Source organism: Streptomyces sp. LMG1-1-1.1, from assembly GCF_040815545.1.
Lineage (GTDB): Bacteria > Actinomycetota > Actinomycetes > Streptomycetales > Streptomycetaceae > Streptomyces.
Genome location: NZ_JBFPNH010000012.1, coordinates 39,095 through 56,262, shown reverse-complemented (window position 1 = coordinate 56,262; position 17,168 = coordinate 39,095). Strand labels below are relative to the sequence as shown.

Genomic DNA, 17,168 nt, shown 5'->3' with positions numbered 1-17,168 from the left:
CGGTCAACCCCTTTCTGTAATTTCTTTCATCATCTTTCGCAAGATCGGAGGGGTCGGTTCAGATCAGCCCGTTGTCCCTGGCGTACAGGGCGGCTTGGGTGCGGTCGCGCAGGCCGAGCCGGCTCAGCACCCGGGAGATGTGGTTCTTGACGGTGCCTTCGCTCAGGTAGAGCCGGGCGGCGATCTCCTTGTTCGTGGCGCCGGCGGAGATGAGGCGGAGCACCTCCGTCTCGCGGGGCGTCAGCGGGTCCGGGCCGGGGGCGCCGGCCGTGAGCGCGGCGAGGACCGTCTGGTCGAACTGGGCGACGCCGGCGTGCGCGAGCCGGACGGCCTCGGCGAGTCGGGCCGCGGGCAGGTTCTTCAGGAGGTAGCCGACCGCGCCCGCCTTCAGGGCCCGGCCGACGTACTCGTCGTCGTCGAAGGTCGTCAGCATCACGATCCGGCAGCCCGGCAGCCGGCGGCGGAGCAGGGCGGTGGCGGCCACGCCGTCCGTGCCGGGCATCCGGATGTCCATGAGCACGACGTCGGGGCGGCACCGCTCGGCCTCCTCCACGGCCTCGGCGCCGTCCCGCGCGCTCCCCACCACGTCGATGCCGGGCTGGATGCCGAGCAGCGCGGCGATGCCCTCGCGCACGAGGTCCTGGTCGTCGACGACCAGCACCCGCACGTCCGCCGCCTCCGCTCCCCCGGGCCCGGTCACCACGGCACCCCCACCGTGAGGACGGTGCCCCGGTCCGAACTGCGCAGGTCCACCGTCCCGGCGGCGAGCCGGACCCGCTCGCGGAGTCCGGCCAGGCCGAAGCCCTCCTCGGCCCCGCCGAGGCCGTGGCCGTTGTCCGTGACGCACAGGCGCGCGCCGTCGTCGTCGTAGTGGACCGTGACGTCGATCGCGCTCGCTCCGGAGTGCCGGCAGGCGTTGGTGAGGCCCTCCTGCGCGGCCCGGTACAGGACGAGGAGCGGCCGCCGCTCGGTGCCCGACACGTCGAGGGAGATCCGGTGGGCGCCGCCGTCGAGGTGGTGGACGAGGTCGGCGAGGGTACGGGAGAGGCCCAACGGTTCCGCTTCCGCCTCGGGGCCCAGGGTGCGCACGGAGGCCCGTACCTCGTCCAGGGCGCGACCCGCGGACCAGCGGGCGTGCGCCACGGCCCGGGCCGAGGCCTCCGGGTCGAGCGTGGCGAACGCCTCGGCGTTCTCCAACTGGATGCCGATCGCGGTCAGATGGTGTCCGAGGCTGTCGTGGATCTCGCGCGCGAGGCGGTTGCGCTCGCGGGCCGCCGACAGCTGCGCCACCTGCGCGAGGGTGCCTTCGAGGCGGCCCCGCGCCTGCTGCTCCCGTACCGCCACCGCCGCCATGGCCAGCGCGAGGACGACCCCGAGGGAGAACATAAGGAGGTCCGCGATGTACTCGGCGCGCAGCTCCCAGTCCGGCACCCATGCCGTGAACGCGCCCGCGAGCAGCACCACGCAGCCCGCGCCGAGCCACGTCCCCACGGCCGGCCCGAACGCGAAGAACCCCAGGAACGGGACCAGTACGAACAGCACTCGCGACAGCCCCGAGGCGTCGAGCGCGGCCACCGCGCCGAGCAGGACGACCCTGAGGGCGAACACGGCGCTCCCGGGCATCCGCCACGCCCGCCCGTCCAGCGCGGCAAGTACGCACAGCAGCGCGGCGAACCCGGCGGTGCGGAGTCCGAAGCCCGGTCCGATCAGGGCGTAGTAGACGCCCCCGACCAGCACGGCCCCGTACAGGACCGCGGGTATCCAGGGCACAGGGCGCGACATCGGGCCTCCTCCGGGGACTCCCGCGCGGACGCACGGCCCCCGCAGCGTACGCGGGGCCGGCCGACGTGCCCGCACGAAGTCGCCTGTCTCGCAGGGAAGGTGACCGATGGTCATGTGCCTTCCGGCCCCCGCCACCCCTGCCGTTCCGTACTTACCCCCGGGGACCTGCGGTTCCTAGATTCCTCGGCGTCAGCACACCACGAGATGAGGTTTCATGCGCCGTTCCCCGCGCCTCCGCTCCCTGGCCGTCGCACCGCTCCTGATGGCCACCGTCCTGGCCGTACCGGCCACCGCCGCTCCCCTGCCGACGGCCGGCCCGTCCGCCCCGGCGTCCGATCCGTCCGGGCCCGCCGGGGTCCGCGTCCCCGGCGCGGAGTACACCGTCTCCGCCCGCCTCGCCGATCTGACCACGACGGGCACCCGGCTCACCGGGCACACCGATCCGGAGGACTGGGCGGGCTTGGAGGCCTCCGGCACGACGACCCCGTCCGGTGTGCCGGGCGTGCAGGTCGACGGCTACTTCCCCGACTCGTCCACGACCAACAGCAATCACGGCTGGCGGCACGACAGCCAGTTCGTCATCCGGCTGCCCGACGACTGGAACGGCGGGCTGGTCGTCGCGGGCCCGCCGGGCCTGCGCGAGCAGTACGCCAACGACCGGATCATCAGCGACCAGGTCCTCGCGAAGGGGTACGCGTACGCCGCCACCGACAAGGGGAACACCGGCCCGGAGATCTACGAGGACGGCGAACGCCCCGGCGACGCGATCCTCGAATGGCACCACCGGGTCACCCAACTCACCGTCGCCGCAAAGGCGGTGGCCGGTCGGCACTACGGCCGCGCCCCGCGCTCCACCTACGCCGCCGGCCTGTCCGCGGGCGGCTACCTCGTCCGCTGGCAGCTCGAACACCGGCCGGACCTGTACACCGGCGGAGTCGACTGGAACGCCCTCACCTTCACCCCCGGTGGCGGACTGCTCGCCACCCTCCCGCCCGCGCTGCGCGCCTATCCCCGCCACGCGCGGGGGGACCGCACCGCCGAGGCCGAGCTGCACGCCGTCGGCTACCCCAGGGGTTCCGAGCCCCAGTGGGGTTGGCACCACGCCCGCCAGTGGGACCTCCTCCAGCGGGTGGTCCGCGAGGAGCTCGACCCCGACTTCGACGGCGCCGGCCGGGCCGGCACCCCGTTCTGCCCCGCGGGCACCGGGGCCGGCTGCGACACGGACTACGACTTCGCGTCCCGCCCGCGGGCGGTGCACGAGGCCGTGGCGCGGGTCTCCCTCAGCGGGAACATCCGCCGCCCGCTCGTCAGCGTCCAGGGCAGCCTCGACGCCCTCACCCCGCCGGCCGCGTTCGGAGACGTCTACCACCGCATGGTCGCCGACGCCGGCCGCGCCGCGCTGCACCGCTACCGCATCGTGCCGGGCGGCGCCCACACCGACGGCCTCGTCCCGCTCGACGCGGACCACCTGCGTCCGATGCTCGGCGACTTCACCGCCGCCCTGGGCGACCTGGAGGCCTGGACAGGACGCGCCACCTCCCCCTGCCGACCGGACGGCCGCGCCTGAGCCCCGGCACCCGCCGAGCCGATGCACCGCCGCCATCCGCCGAGCCGATGCCCCCGCCGGCACCGGGCGAGACGGCGCGACCGCTTCCACCCGCTGAACAGGGGTGGCCGCCGCGTCCCGCGACGCGGCGGTCACGCCCCGGCGGCGTCCGCGGCCTCGCGGGCGATCCGGTCGAACTGGGCCCCCATGGCCTCGGCGAGCGCCTGGGCCGCGGAGAGCGGCCGGACCATGACGGTGAAGTCGTCGATCTTGCCCTCCTCGTCGAAGTGGAGGAAGTCGCACCCCTGGATGCGCTTGCCGCCGACGGTGGCCGTGAAGACGAGGGCGTGGTCGCGGCCGGCCGGGTCGGCGATCTCCCGCTCGTAGGCGAAGTCCTCGAAGACGCGCATCACACCGCGCAGGATCGCCGCGGTGATGGCCTTGCCCGGGTAGGGCTTGAAGGCGACGGGGCTGGTGAAGACGACGTTCTCGGCGAGGAGCGCCTCGATCGCGGCCTCGTCGCGGTCTTCTACGGCCTTGCGGAAGGGATGCACGGGACGACCACCTCTAGGCAACTTGTTGAATAGGTGTATCGGAGATTACGAGTGCCATGGCCTGGTGTCTATACTCGCTTTCGCGACTAATCAACGATGCGAAAACGGGACGGGCCCACGGACCGCTCCTGGAGAGAGGCCCTGCCCATGACCGCCACACCGGTTCGCTTCTCGCGCTTCGTGGCCCTCGGCGACAGCCAGACCGAAGGACTCGGCGACGGCGACGACACCACGGGGCTGCGCGGCTGGGCCGACCGCCTCGCCGAACACCTCGGGCGGGACAACCCCGACCTGCGCTACGCCAACCTCGCCGTCCGGGGCCGCGTCGCCGGGCAGGTCCACGCCGAGCAGCTCGCGCCGGCGCTCGCCCTGCGGCCCGACCTGGCGACCGTGGTCGCCGGGGTCAACGACCTGCTGCGGCCGCGCTTCGACGCCGACGAGACCGCCGGCCATCTGGAGGCGATGTTCGCCGCGCTGACCGCCGGCGGAGCGCTCGTCGCCACCCTCACCTTCCCGGACGTCACCCGCGTCATCCCGCTCGCCCGACCCGTCCGCCACCGCCTCGTCGCCCTCAACGAGCGCATCCGTACGGCCGCGCACCGGCACGGCGTGGTCGTGGCGGAGATCGGCGACCACGACGTCGTGAGCGACCTCCGCCTGTGGAGCGCGGACCGGCTGCACTCCGGCCCCCTCGGCCACGAGCGCATCGCCGCCGCCGTCGCCCAGGCCCTCGCCCTGCCCGGCAGCGACGACTCCTGGACCCGCCCCCTGCCGACGCCGCCGGGCCACGGCACCAACGGCGTGGCCCGCGAGCTGCGCTGGGCCGCCGAGTTCCTCGGCCCGTGGCTCGGCCGCCGGTTGCGCGGCCGCTCCTCCGGGGACGACCGCACCGCCAAACGCCCCGACCTCGTTCCGCTCGCCCCGGATGTCATCATGTGATCTTCGGAGGGGAACCGGGGGGTCGGTGGTGGCGGACGTGAGCCGTGTGGCGCTCTTGATCGGTGTGCGGGACAACCCCGGTGTCGCCCGGCACCTCCCTCCCCTCGGGGCCGCCGTCGACGCCGACCTCGCGGCGATGGAAACCGCCCTGCGGGGAAGCGGCTACGCCGTCGAGACGCTGCGCGATCCGACCCGCAACGAGATCACCGAGCGGATCACCGCGCTGGCCGTCGCCGCACCCGCCGGCAGCACGCTGCTCCTCCACTTCACCGGGCACGGGGTGCGCGTCGGGGACACCGACTACCTGGTGCCCGCCGACGCGCGGGCCTCCACCGCAACCGGCGCGGCCGGGGGCGGCTGGGATCAACCGCACGTGCGCGAGTCCCTTCTCGAGGCCGACATCAGCCGGTACCTGGTCGACTGCGCCGCCCACACCGTCCTGTGGCTCGTCGACGCGTGCCGGTCGGCCGAGGACGCGGCAGGCGCCGCGTTCGGAAGCCGCATCCTCACGGGTCCGCCCCGCTCCGGCTTCGCCGTGCTGACCGGCTGCGGGCCCGGCGAACGCGGCGGCTGCTCGGAGACCGGCAGCTTCTTCTCGCTCGCCCTCGCGCGGGCCCTCGACCCGCTGACCGAGGCGACCACGGTGCAGCAGGTGTACGAGGCGGCCCGGCGGGAGACCCGGAACCTGGCCCGGCGCGCGGGGGCGGGGACGCAGCGGGTCCAGGTCCGCTACGGCGCCGACCGGGAGGCCGAGACCAGGGCCCGCGAGGTCGCCCACGGCAGGCGTCTCCTCGAGGAGTGGCAGGACGCCGTGCGGATGCCGGCGCTCTGGGACCACGTGGCGACGGGCGACGACGAGGCCGTCGCCCGCTTCCAGGACTGCCTGGCCCTCCTCGCGGCCGACGTCGCCCGGCACGTGCACCACGCGCGGCAGCGGATCGACGACCCGTGGGCCGACGACGAGTTCCCCGTACGGCTGCTGCGCGACGTCCTCCCGATGCTGCTGCCCAAGGACGCCGGGCTGTCCGCCCTGGAGGTCACGGCCCTGATCGCCGGTGTCCTGCTGCACGAGGCGGCCTGGGCCGACCGGCTGAGCCAGGCCGCCGAGATCCGTCCGCGCTCGGTGCGCCGCCGGCCCGACGCCGACGAGCTGCGGCGGCACTACGAGCAGATCACCGAGCACCATCCCCAGATCACCGACAAGCTGGTGGACTGGTTCTGGTGGGACGCCGACCCGTCCGACGACCGCCATGCCGTCGCCCTGTGGCTGACCCACCGGTGGATCGCCGAACGCTTCGCCACCGACGAGGAGCCCGTGCCCGAGGTGTGGTGCGCCGGCTTCGTGGCCCGGCTGCTCGACGGGACGGTTCCGCCGGCGGGTGGCCGGAGCCCGGCGTCCACCGGCCGGACGGCCCAACTCTCCGCCGCCCTGCGGACCGTGGCCGCGGGCCTCACCCTCGGCGACGCGCCCGAGGGCCGGCGGCACACGCTCCCCGAGCGCCATGTCGTACGGAAGACCCCGCAGCGCCTGCGGACCGGCCCGCTGGCGGCGCTGCTCCGTGTCGCGGGACTCCTCTCCTTCGACGCCCGCCGGATGCCGGAGGTCGTCGCCGAGCACCTCGCGGTCTCCGACCCGGTGGTGCCGGACGAGCTGATCGCGGTCCTCCGCGACGCGGTGTGGGACCTCGACCGCACCGGTGACGCACCCGCGTACCTGCATCTGGACGCCGTCTGCCCGCACCCCGCGCTCCACGCGGCACTCACCTCGGCCGTCGAGGACGCCGACGAACTCGTCCACGCGCTCGCCGAGTCGGCCAAGCGGCTCCCCACCGACGAGGGCGCCCTGCTCGGCGGGTTGCCCGCCCGCCTCACGGTCCACCGCCTGCGACCCGCCGAGCAGCACGGCCTCGACGCGTACGACGTCCCCCTCACCCGTTTCTCCCTGGCCCAGACGGAGATCCGGCGCCTGCTCATGGGCGAGGAGCTGTACGACGGGAAGCCCGCGCTCGCCCTGCGGGAGCTGTACCAGAACGCCCTGGACGCCTGCCGCTACCGCGACATGCGCGTCCGCTACCTGCGGAGCTGCGGCAAGGCACCCCGCCCCTGGGCGGGCGGCATCACCTTCCGCACCGGCCGGGACGAGCACGGCCGCCGTTACGTCGAGTGCGTCGACAACGGCGTCGGCATGACCGAGAGCCAGCTCAGGAGCACGTTCACCCAGGGCGGCCGCCGTTTCGACCAGTCCCAGGCGTTCCGCCGCGAACAGGCGGCGTGGCTGCGCCAGGACAGGACGCTGCGCCTCTACCCCAACAGCCGTTTCGGCATCGGCGTGTTCAGCTACTTCATGCTGGCCGACGAGATGGTGATCGTCACCCGGCCGGTCGGCCCCGACGGCAAGCCCGCCGAGAAGGCGCTGCGCGTGGAGATCCCGGTCAGCGGCAGTCTGTTCCGGGTGCGGGAGGTCGACGAGCGGGGCCCCACGGACCTCCCGGACGGCGGCACCCGCGTCCGCCTCTACCTGCGCAACGACCGCCACCTGGACGGCGATTCCTGCCTGTCCGCCCTGCGTTCCCAGGTACTGGTCGGCGAGTTCGCCCTGGACGTACGGGACGAGGACGGCCGGGGTGCCACCTGGCCCGCGGGCGTCCTGCAGGCCGGGGAGGGGAAGTTCACGATCGCCGCCGAGTCGGCCGTCGAGGCCGTCCCCGGGACCCTGTGGTGGGTCGAGGGCAACGGGGCGATCGTGTGCGACGGCATCGTCACCGACAAGCGCGCGGTCGGCCACGTCCTCAACCTGTCGGGCGAGTACCGGGGCAAACTCAGCGTGAACCGGAACAAGTTGGAGGACTTCGACATCAGGTGGGCGCACGACCGGATCCGCCTGGGTGCTCGCGTGCTGGCCGAGTGGCCCGCCCTGACCCTCGCATGGCTCTGGTCGATGGAGTCGCGCAACCCCGCCGTCGCCCGGATCCTGTGGCAGGAGTGGCGGGGCAAGGGCGTGCGGGTCGCGGCCGGCCCGGGCCGTACCGTCGACCTCGACGACGTCGGCTGGTTCAGGCTGGACTCACACGTGGACGATCGGTCGAGGGCCAGGGGCAAGGACGGACGGCTCCACGACGCCATCCGGCCGTGGCGGACCGCCGCCCTCGGGCATCGGCTCGGCGGGCAGCGCGAAGCGGCTCCCGCGTCCCTCGAAGGGCATCCGGTACCGCAGCCGGGCTGGTCGCACATCGCCGACGACGTCGAAGGGGACTGGCGGAACGCGGTCAAGGTCGCCCACACGCAGCGGGTGGAGGTCGCGGAGGTGCTGCGCGCGGCCCGGTCCCTGCGCGTCGCCCATCCGCGACTGGCGGCCCCACCGGTCTTCGGAGCCGGCGCTCTCGACTGGAAGCCCGACTACACCGACCTGCACGTCGTGTCCGGGCTCCTGGGCCCGGAGAGGGACCCGTACCCCCACCTCGCCGTCAGCTTCGGGGGCGTCACCGGGGGAAAGGACCGCGGGAAGAGGGGGATCCACTACCGGCACCCGCCGGGGGACCTCAGCGGGATCGTCCGCACTTCCGCCGAATACCGCACCTCCCTGGGCGATGTGACGGACACGTGCGTCAAGTACGCGCCGTTCCTTTCCGACCCGGTCCCCTCCGCGCCCGACCATCACCGCGACCACGTGTGCACCCGGGACGAGCTGTCACTGCTCTACGTCCCGGACGGCGAGGACAGCTGGCGGCCCACCACCACCCCCTGGGACCTCCGGGCGGCGGCGCTCCTGGCGGGCCGCACGACGCACGAGGCCGTACGGACGGTCACCCGCTTCGGCTGGCTGCGCCCGGTACCCGACCCGGAAGCCGTGGAGCGCTGGGCCTCGGTTCCGTACGACCTCTTCCACCTCCTGCGGCGCTACGTCGTGGACACGGGCGACGGACGGACGGCGCTGCCGTGGGCCGCCACCCTCGACCTCGCCGCGGAGTGGGAGATCCCGCTGCACAAGGCGGAGCGGATCCTCTCCGCCCACGCGCGGGACCTCGGTCTGACCCACCGCCGTCGTTACACGAAGGGATCGGCCGGACGGACCCTCGTCCCGTCACCCGAGACCGGGACGCTCGTGGGCTGGCTTCACGACGTGGACGTCCGGCTCGAAGGCGGGGTGTCCCTCCGGGACCTCGCCTACGTCAAGCCGCACACGACCAGCTGGGAGGAGCTGTCCTGGACCCTCGACGAACTGCGCTCCGCCGCGGTTTCCCTTCCGGACGCCGCAAGCCTGCTGCGGGCCTGGGACGAACTGCCGATTCCCAGCAAGTACGCGTTCTCCGGCCCCGATCCCTCCTGGGACTCGGCGGACTACCCGGTCCCCGCCAGTTCGGCCGTCCTGTTCACCGCGAGCCAGGAGCTCCGCGAGAAACTCTCGTACATGTGGAAGACGGCGAACCGCGAGGCGGACCGCCTGAAGCTCGGACCGGACCTCGTCGCGGCCGAACTCCCCAAGGAACTGAAGAAGTTCACCCCTTCCCGAGACGAGACGATCGCCCTGCTCACCTACGGCATCGACGACGACGATGACGACGGCGAGTGGTGCGAGACCCCCCGGTGGGCCCCGCTGACCCCGAAGAAGCTCGCCGTCTACGCGCGCGAACGCCACCAGGGCGTGCGGGAGGCGTACGCCGCGCTCGTGCCACTGCGTGCGATCGGGGCGCTCGTACCCGCGCTGGACGCCGAGGCCATGGCCGCCCTCCCCGCCGAGATGCCCGACGCGCACACCCTCGCGACCCTCGACCCGGACCACCGCGTCTCCCCCGCCGGATCCCCTCTCGTGCCGCTCGACCTCGTCAGCGTCGCCGGCCGCCTCGGCGAGCCGGTCGGCCGCACGTGGCAGCGGATCAGGCCCTACCTGCCCCTCGAAGGGGAAGTGCCGCAGATCAGCGGGGGACCCGACGTCGTGCCGCGCTGGCAGGATCTGGCGATCCTCTCCGAACGGCTCGACGGGAGGCTGCCCGCACTCGGCGGGACGGTGAGCCGGGAACAGGTGGCCGTCCGGGCCCGGGCCGTCGGGGAGTCGCCCGCGTGGGTGCGGGAGCGACTGCGCCTGTACGCGACGTTGTTCGGGCTGGAACCGGAGCCCGGGGACGCGCCCGGGGACGCGCCCGACGACACGAATGACGACTCGGCCGAGGACACCCGCGAGGACCGCGCATGACCAGCTCACCCGCCCGATCGCACGACCACGCCACGGTGTACGCGGAGGAGGACCTCGGCGAGGTCGACTCCGCCCTGTTCACCCGGCGGACGGTGCCGGGGACGGGCGTCGTCGTCGCCGGAACGTGCCCGCGCTGCCACGGGCGTACGGAGTCGCTGTTCGCGTGGGCGCTGCCGGGGACCGGGACGAAGGGGGTGCTGGGCCGGCTCCTGAGGAACCCGGACCCGAGCGCACGAGGTGCGGCGGAACCGGACCCCCTGACCGACGAGACGCATTTCTGCGAGTGCGGGCACGCGCACCCCGCGTGTCCGCCGGACACCTCGTTCCGCGGGTGCGGGGCGAGTTGGCGCGTCCGGTGACCGCGCACTCGGACCGGCGGTGGGCCGAACGGGCCCGGGAGCTGGAGTTCACGCGCCTGCCGGAACTGCGCAGACAGGCCGAAGGCTGGCGCACCGGCCTGACCGGGCTGACGACGCTCCTCGCGGTGCTCGTCCTCCTGAAGGGCCGGGACAACCTCGCGGACCTTCCGGTGTGGGCCCGTACCACCGCGAGCGGGCTGCTCGTGTCGGCCTTCGTGCTCCTCGTGGCGGGTTCGCTGCTCGCGGTGCGGGCCGCGCACGGGGTGCCGGGGAGCGAGATCCTCCTGGGCGGACAGGCGTTGCGGCGCTGGACCGAGCAGGAGGTGTCACGGGTGACCCGGGCGCTGGCCCGCGCGTCGGTCTGCTGCGTGCTCGGCGTCGTCCTGGTCGTCGGGGCGGTCGTGGTCGCCTGGGTCACGACGGGGGGCGGAGGCGCGCCCGCTCCCGTCGTCGAGGTGCTGACGCGCACCGGCGTCACCTGCGGTGAGCTGGTCGCCGCCGACGCCCGCGAGGTGTCGGTGCGCACCTCATCCGGCGGCGTGGTCGCGGTGCCCCAGGCCGCCGTGGTGAGCCTGCGCCCGGCCCGCGCCTGCGGTACGGCTCCGTAGGCGCGTCGACACGGCCGGGGCCGGGGCCCGTCAGCGGACGCCCTCCCAGAGGAGCCGTTCCCGCGCCCGGGGGTCGGGGACGGTGGTGGGGGTGGTGGTGAAGGTCATCGTCGCGCGGGTCGTCGTGTCGTACGCCGGCCAGCCGGGATCACCGGTCTCGGCGAAGGAGACCCAGGCGCCGTGCACGGCGTCCGCGAGGGCCTGGGGCGGGTGGTCGCCGAGGAGCGGCGCGTACGACGGGTCGTCGAGGCGGTCGAAGACGTAGGGCAGTTCCAGTGCGTGGCAGGCGCCCAGGTCGCCGTCGAAGCGGGGGGAGCGCCAGGCGAATTCGTAGAGGTGGGTGCCGGGGACGGATTCGGCGAGGCGGATGGCCGGGATCCGGTAGAACCAGTCGGTGGCCACCGCTGCGAGGAGGTCGCCCGGGGTGGCGTCCGGGCGGGTGGCCCGGTAGACGGGGAGGGCTTCGTCGGGGTCGAGGCCGTAGGCGGCGGTCATGGCGCGGAGCGACGACTCGGGGATGACGTGGAGTATTTCCGTCGGGACGAGGAAGAGGCGGAACTCCTCGCGGTTGCTGCCGACGAGGAGGTCGACGCCGCAGTCCGGGGCCGGGAGGGCGAGGCCCGGGTGGACGGGTTCGAACGGCATCACGTTGAGGGCCGCCTCGCCCCACCGGGCCGGGTCCGGGTCGGCGCCGATCTCGGCACGCAACTCCGACTGGGCCGACAGGAGTTCGGACATCGGTACGGCCGCGACGGCCTCCGGGTTCGGCTTGATGCCGAGTTTCTCGGCCAGGCGGTCCGCGATCAGCCGGGCCGACGGCGGGCGCAGGAAGTGGTGGCAGGCTCCGCTCTGCAGGATGGCCCGGTGGAACAGGCCGCGGGCCGCCTCGGTGGTCAGCAGGGAGCCGATGCTCATCGCGCCCGCCGACTCGCCGAAGACCGTCACGCGGTCCGGATCGCCGCCGAAGGAGGCGATGTTGTCCCGGACCCAGCGGAGCGCGGCGATCTGGTCGAGCAGGCCGCGGTTGTCGGGGCGGTCGGGAAGGTGCAGGAAACCGTCGGCTCCGAGCCGGTAGTTGAGCGTGACGCAGACGACGCCGTCCCGGGCGAAGGCACTCCCGTCGTACCCGGACGCCGAGCCGGAGCCGTTGGTGAACGCCCCTCCGTGCAGCCAGACCATCACGGGGAGGCGGGCGCCCGGCCCCGGCGCCGGGGTCCGGACGTCGAGGTTCAGACAGTCCTCGCCCGGGATGTCGTGCTCCGGGATGAGGGCGTCGAAGGGCGGGGCGTAAGGGGCGTGCGGCGCCGACGGCCCGTGGGCCGTGGCATCGCGTACGCCCGTCCAGGGCTCGGGCGGCGCCGGTGCCCGGAAGCGCAGGGCGCCGAAGGGCGGGGCGGCGTACGGGATGCCGAGGAAGGAGGTCACCCCGTCGGGGGAGGTCCGGCCACGGACCTCCCCCTGCCGGGTACGGCACACGATCATGCGGACAGCACCTCGATGAGCGCCTTGCCGAACTCCTCGGGGCGTTCGATGTGGACGGCGTGCCCGGCGTCGGCGACGGCGACCTCCCGCACGGTGCCGCCGGCCGCCGCATAGCGGTCGAGGACGCGGCGCGTCTGCGCCAGCATCGGCTGCGCGGGGGTTCCGTCCCATCCCGGCACCGCGCCGAGGGCGCCGAGGTGCGCCAGGTCGAACATCGAGGTGTCGGAGACGATGACGTCGTCCTCGCCCCGGATCCACAGGACCGGCGGCTTGGGGTCGATCAGGTGCAGGTCGTCGACGCGGAAGTGGATCGGGGCGAGGCAGTTGAGCACGCCCCGGGTGCCGGGCGCGATCCCGGGCCACGCGGCGGACTCCTTGCTGTCGCCCGGGTAGTGGTCGTCGCCGAGGCGGGTGGTGAGCATGGACGCCACGTACGCGTCCTCGTGCTCGGGGCGCAGCGGCGGCTTGACGTAGCAGGCCGCGAGGACGGAGCGCGGGGAGAGCGGGGAGTCCTCGCCGAGGTCGCCTTCGGCGAGCAGCCGGACGAAGCCCGGGTTGGCCGTGCCGCCGCCGGATCCGGCGCCGTCCTCGGAGTTGAGGGCGCCGTCCGCTCCGTGGGTGCCGCCGAACCCGTACGGGGAGACGGGGTTGACGAGGGTCAGGGAGCGGACGGCGGTGGGGTGGTCGCGCAGGAACTGGGTGACCACGCCGCCGCCCATGGACCAGCCGACCAGGTGGGCCCGGTCGATGTCGAGGGCGGTGAGCAGGTCGGCGAGGTCGTCGGCGTAGTCCCGCAGGCCTCGGGTGGCGTCGACGGGCAGCGGGTCGGTGCCTCCGAAGCCGCGCAGGTCGACGGCGATGGCGCGGTAGTGGTCCGGCAGCGCGGTGAGCGTGGTGTGCCAGAACGCGGAGGAGGAGACGTTGCCGTGGACGAAGACGACGGGTTCGCCGTCGGTTCCGGTCTCGGTGATCTGCTGGGTCAGTCTGCCGGTGGTGACGCGGCGGGTGTGGAGAGCGGTCATGTCCTCGGGTCCTGTGGTCGTGGCGGGTGCTTCAGGAGAGCCAGGTGGCGACCTGGGTGGCGGCCGAGCCGTGCCAGCCCAGTTCCAGGTGGTTGGCGGCGGCGATGGTGGCCGTGCCGCCGACCGTCGTGATGCCGGTGGTGTCGAGCGCGCTGGAGGTGAAGACGACGCCGTCGCTTGGTCCCCGGTTCTCGTTGAAGATGCCGACGATGTCGGCGGATCCGCCGGCGAGGAGGTAGGTGGTGACGGTGGCGGGCACGCCGGCGGCGTGCAGCGGGGCGATCAGCGATCCGGCGTCGATGGCGGCCTGGATGCCGCTGCCGGCGGTGTAGAAGCCCTGGCCGCCGTAGTACGTCGTGTACCAGTCCTGGGCGGCGCCGTCGACTCCGTACACGCCGTCCCAGCGGGCCAGCATCTGCCGCTGCCCGGGGTAGTTGTCCTGTCCGCCGACCGGGGTCATGGAGTACTCGGGGTGCGCGGTGTAGAGGCCGTAGCAGGTCATGTGGGAGTGCGGGGAGGGCGCGTTGACCTTGCCTCCGCACTCCGGCCAGATGGAGAAGTCGTGAGCCCAGCCGTGGGCGTACGGGTAGTCGTAGCCGCCGTTGGGGCCGCCGAGGGTGATCAGACGCCGTACGTCACCGGCGTACGCCCGGCCCCAGCTCGGCTTCACGGAGGACACGTAGGCCCGGGTCGACATCTCGCCCTTGCTCCAGCCGACGAGGTCGACCTTGTCGACGCCCAACTTGGCCTTGACGGCGGCGATGGCGTCGCCGACGATCTGCGCCTGCATCAGGTTGTCGCCCTGCTTGTGCGCGAATCCGACGGCGAAGACGCGGTGGCCGCGCTGGGAGAGGTACTGCATGAGTCCGGTCGAGGGGCAGGAGGCGGCGCCGCATCCGTAGCCGCCCGATTCGCCGGGGTTGGCCCAGGCGCGGTCCGCGGTGTCGTTGGCCCCGTGGACGAGGAGGACGGGTGTGGTGCGGCTTCCGGTGTTCCAGCCGGGGGCCGAGTAGAGCAGGAACCGCCCCGAGGAGGGCCGGGCGACGCCGCCGAAGTACGTGACGCGCTTCCCGTCCTGGTCCCCGCGGCCGTCCGCGGGGAAGCCCTCGGTACGGAATCCGGTGGTGGTGTCGGCATAGCGCTCGACGCGCTCCCAGCCGTTGGTCACGGTCCCCGCCCCGTAGCTCGCTTCGAGGGTGAGGTACGGGGGCGGGGCGGCCGCGGTAGCCGTCGTGGCGCCACTCGCGGCGGCGGGCGACACCACGACCGCAGCCGCGACCACCCCCACCACGGCCATGACCCGGGCTGCGCGCCCACACCACCGCGTCCCCCTGCTCCGTCTGTCGGCCACGCCCGACCTCCCCCACTCGTGCGCCCACGGCGCGACCCACCCGCTGCCCGTCCCGGCCCCGGGTCTGCCCACGTTAAGCGGGCCGACCGAGCCAGGGCATAGGGGCAGCACACACAAAGAGAGCGTCGCGCATGGTCGTCCGGGGCGCGGCGGGTGGACCAGGACGGTTTCGGGCCGCTGCTGCTCGCCGCCACGGCCAGGCCCTGTACGTGATCGCCGCCGCGCTGCTCACCGTCGTCGCCCTCGCCTGCGCCCGCGAGACCCGTGACCGGGACCTCGGTGAGATCGCTGAGGACGCCCCGCGAACTCCCGTGTCGGTGTCGACGCCTGACCCTCGCCGACGGCCCCGTGCCCCGCTCGGGTCGAGCGGGGCACGGGGCCGTCGGGGTCATCTCCCGGTGACGGCGGCCGACATCGCGTGCAGGCGCAGGGCCAGTTGGATCTCCAGGGCGCGGGCCGGTGACTGCCAGTCGGGGCCGAGGAGGCGCCCGACGCGCTCCAAGCGCTGGGCCACCGTGTTGACGTGCACGTGGAGTTCGTCCTTGGTGCGGGCCGGGCTCATGCCGCTCGCGAAGTACGCCTCCAGGGTGCGCACGAGGTCGGTGCCCCGGCGCTGGTCGTAGCCGACGACCTGGCCCACCGTCCGGTCGACGAAGCCGTCGATGTCACGGCTGTCGGCGAGGAGGAGGCCCAGGAAGCCGAGGTCCTCCGCCGCCGCGCCCTGGCCGGACCGGTGCAGGAGGACCAGTACGTCCAGGCAGCGGCGGGCCTCCTGGTAGGCGACGGCCACCCGGTCCGGCTGGTCGAGGATCGTCCGTACGGGGGCGGACGCGCCGACGGTGACCGGCTCGCGCAGGGTGCCGCCGAGGTTCCTGGCGGTCTGCCGGGCGAGGTCGGCGGCGCTCTCGCCGGGGCCGAGCGGCAGCAGCAGGACCGTGCCGCCGTCGCGGGCCGAGGCGAGTCCGTGGCGGGTGGCGGCCAGGTGCGAGGCGGCCGACCACAGGCGCCGGCGGTCGGCGCTCTCGCGGCGGCCCCCGTCACCGTCCGCTTCGCCGGCGGCCCGGTCGACGCGCGCGGCGAGCACGACGTGCGGGGCCTCGCTGTCGGTGCGGAGCCGGGCGGCGCGCTCGCGCAGGAGGCGGCGGTCGCGGTCGGGGGCGTCCAGGAGGTCGTCGAGGAGTTCGCCGCGCACCCGCTGTTCGGCCTCGCCGGCCGAGCGGCGGGCGAGCAGCAGCAGGGAGGTGACCAGGGCGGCGCGCTCCAGGGTGCGCTGGTCGACCGGGTCGAGCTCGGGCTGCCCGTGGAGGACGAGGGCCCCCAGGGTCTCGCCGCCCGCGGAGACGGCGGCCACCCAGTCGTCGCCGTCGCGGACGGCGTGGCCGTCGGCAGGGCGGGCCGGTCCCGCCTCCGTCCCGGTGAACTCCACGGTGCCGCCGAGGACCTCGGAGACGGCATCGGCCACGTCGTGGACGCCGCCGCCGTGCAGGACCAGTTCGGAGAGGCGGTCGTGGACCTCCGAGGCCCGTTCGATGACGGCGCTGTGCTCGCGGATGATCCCGTTGGCCCGCTCCAGCTCCGCGAGGGCGGTGCGGGTCTCGGCGAGCAGGTTGGCCGTGTCGATGGCGACGGCGGCGTGCGCGGCGAACGAGCCGAGCAGCGCGACCTGTTCGCGCTCGAAGACCCTGGCCCTGCGGTCGGCGGCGAACAGCACGCCGATGACCTGGCTGCCGAGGCTGAGCGGGACGCCGAGGATGGCGACGAGGCCCTCGTCGCGTACCGCCGTGTCGATGGTCCGCGTGTGCTGGAAGCGGGCGTCATCGAAGTAGTCGTCCGTGACGTAGGGGCGGGCGGTCTGGGCGACGAGGCCGCCGAGCCCCTCCCCCATGCCGAGCCTGAGCTGCTGGAACCTGGCCGACACGGACCCTTCGGTGACCCGCATGTACGTGTCGCCGGCGGCCGGGTCGTTGAGGCTCAGGTAGGCGACCTCGGTGCCGAGGAGCGAGCGGGCGCGCTGCACGATGGCGCGCAGCACCGCGTCGAGGTCGCGGAGTCCCGCGAGGTCGTGGGCGGTGGCGAAGAGCGCGGACAGCTCCGCCTCGCGGCGCCGCCGGCCCTCCAGCTCGGCCCGGACGCGCAGGGCGAGCTGCTTGGCCTCTTCGAGTTCGGCCAGCGCCTCGGGGCCCGCGCCGCTCGCGCGGGCGAGCAGCACCGGCCGGTCGTAGGCCTCCGTCGCGGCTCCTCGGGCGAGGAGTTCCAGGTAGGAGACGTGTTCGTGGGACATGGACACAGGGATACCTGCCGTACCTGTGATCGCACCACCCCTGTGGACGACCT

The 17,168-nt window shown here is 74.0% G+C and carries 12 protein-coding genes; 5 read left to right on the top strand and 7 right to left on the bottom strand.

The window, feature by feature from the left end; genetic code table 11:
* Positions 1–58 precede the first annotated feature (58 nt).
* Positions 59–703, bottom strand: coding sequence for a response regulator (locus tag MRBLMG1_RS04085; RefSeq protein ID WP_367820789.1), 645 nt, complete (start codon positions 701–703; stop codon positions 59–61).
* Complete coding sequence (locus tag MRBLMG1_RS04080; protein ID WP_367820787.1) at positions 697–1,782, bottom strand: sensor histidine kinase; 1,086 nt, start codon at positions 1,780–1,782, stop codon at positions 697–699. The genes MRBLMG1_RS04085 and MRBLMG1_RS04080 overlap by 7 nt, the downstream gene beginning before the upstream one ends.
* Before the next feature lie 214 nt (positions 1,783–1,996).
* Here MRBLMG1_RS04080 and MRBLMG1_RS04075 point away from each other — a divergent pair, with 214 nt between their 5' ends.
* Entirely contained in the window at positions 1,997–3,349 is a 1,353-nt protein-coding gene (locus MRBLMG1_RS04075) for a tannase/feruloyl esterase family alpha/beta hydrolase (protein ID WP_367820785.1), read from the top strand.
* Between the two features lie 131 nt (positions 3,350–3,480).
* Here the strand turns inward: MRBLMG1_RS04075 and MRBLMG1_RS04070 are convergent, their stop codons facing one another.
* On the bottom strand, positions 3,481–3,882 hold the full coding sequence (locus MRBLMG1_RS04070; RefSeq protein WP_367820783.1) for a nuclear transport factor 2 family protein: 402 nt from the start codon (positions 3,880–3,882) through the stop codon (positions 3,481–3,483).
* 147 nt (positions 3,883–4,029) lie between these two features.
* Here MRBLMG1_RS04070 and MRBLMG1_RS04065 point away from each other — a divergent pair, with 147 nt between their 5' ends.
* From MRBLMG1_RS04065 to MRBLMG1_RS04050, 4 genes are read left to right on the top strand one after another with little or no spacing between them, the layout of a single operon-like run.
* Positions 4,030–4,821, top strand: a complete 792-nt coding sequence (locus MRBLMG1_RS04065) for an SGNH/GDSL hydrolase family protein (RefSeq protein WP_367820781.1) — start codon at positions 4,030–4,032, stop codon at positions 4,819–4,821.
* 46 nt (positions 4,822–4,867) lie between these two features.
* Positions 4,868–10,012, top strand: coding sequence for an HD domain-containing protein (locus MRBLMG1_RS04060; RefSeq protein ID WP_367820780.1), 5,145 nt, complete (start codon positions 4,868–4,870; stop codon positions 10,010–10,012).
* Entirely contained in the window at positions 10,009–10,371 is a 363-nt protein-coding gene (locus MRBLMG1_RS04055) for a hypothetical protein (RefSeq protein WP_367820778.1), read from the top strand. The genes MRBLMG1_RS04060 and MRBLMG1_RS04055 overlap by 4 nt, the downstream gene beginning before the upstream one ends.
* Positions 10,368–10,979, top strand: a complete 612-nt coding sequence (locus MRBLMG1_RS04050; protein ID WP_367820776.1) for a hypothetical protein — start codon at positions 10,368–10,370, stop codon at positions 10,977–10,979. The genes MRBLMG1_RS04055 and MRBLMG1_RS04050 overlap by 4 nt, the downstream gene beginning before the upstream one ends.
* Before the next feature lie 30 nt (positions 10,980–11,009).
* On the opposite strand, the gene MRBLMG1_RS04045 is transcribed toward MRBLMG1_RS04050, so the two are convergent.
* The 4 genes from MRBLMG1_RS04045 to MRBLMG1_RS04030 all read right to left on the bottom strand — a co-directional run bounded on the left by MRBLMG1_RS04045 (position 11,010) and on the right by MRBLMG1_RS04030 (position 17,115).
* On the bottom strand, positions 11,010–12,461 hold the full coding sequence (locus MRBLMG1_RS04045; protein WP_367820775.1) for a carboxylesterase/lipase family protein: 1,452 nt from the start codon (positions 12,459–12,461) through the stop codon (positions 11,010–11,012).
* Positions 12,458–13,483, bottom strand: coding sequence for an alpha/beta fold hydrolase (locus tag MRBLMG1_RS04040; RefSeq protein WP_367820774.1), 1,026 nt, complete (start codon positions 13,481–13,483; stop codon positions 12,458–12,460). Before MRBLMG1_RS04040 ends, MRBLMG1_RS04045 begins: the two co-directional genes overlap by 4 nt.
* A gap of 31 nt (positions 13,484–13,514) precedes the next feature.
* Positions 13,515–14,780, bottom strand: coding sequence for an esterase/lipase family protein (locus MRBLMG1_RS04035; RefSeq protein WP_367820772.1), 1,266 nt, complete (start codon positions 14,778–14,780; stop codon positions 13,515–13,517).
* Positions 14,781–15,222: 442 nt separating this feature from the next.
* Positions 15,223–17,115, bottom strand: a complete 1,893-nt coding sequence (locus MRBLMG1_RS04030; protein WP_367820770.1) for a helix-turn-helix domain-containing protein — start codon at positions 17,113–17,115, stop codon at positions 15,223–15,225.
* Positions 17,116–17,168: the final 53 nt, after the last annotated feature.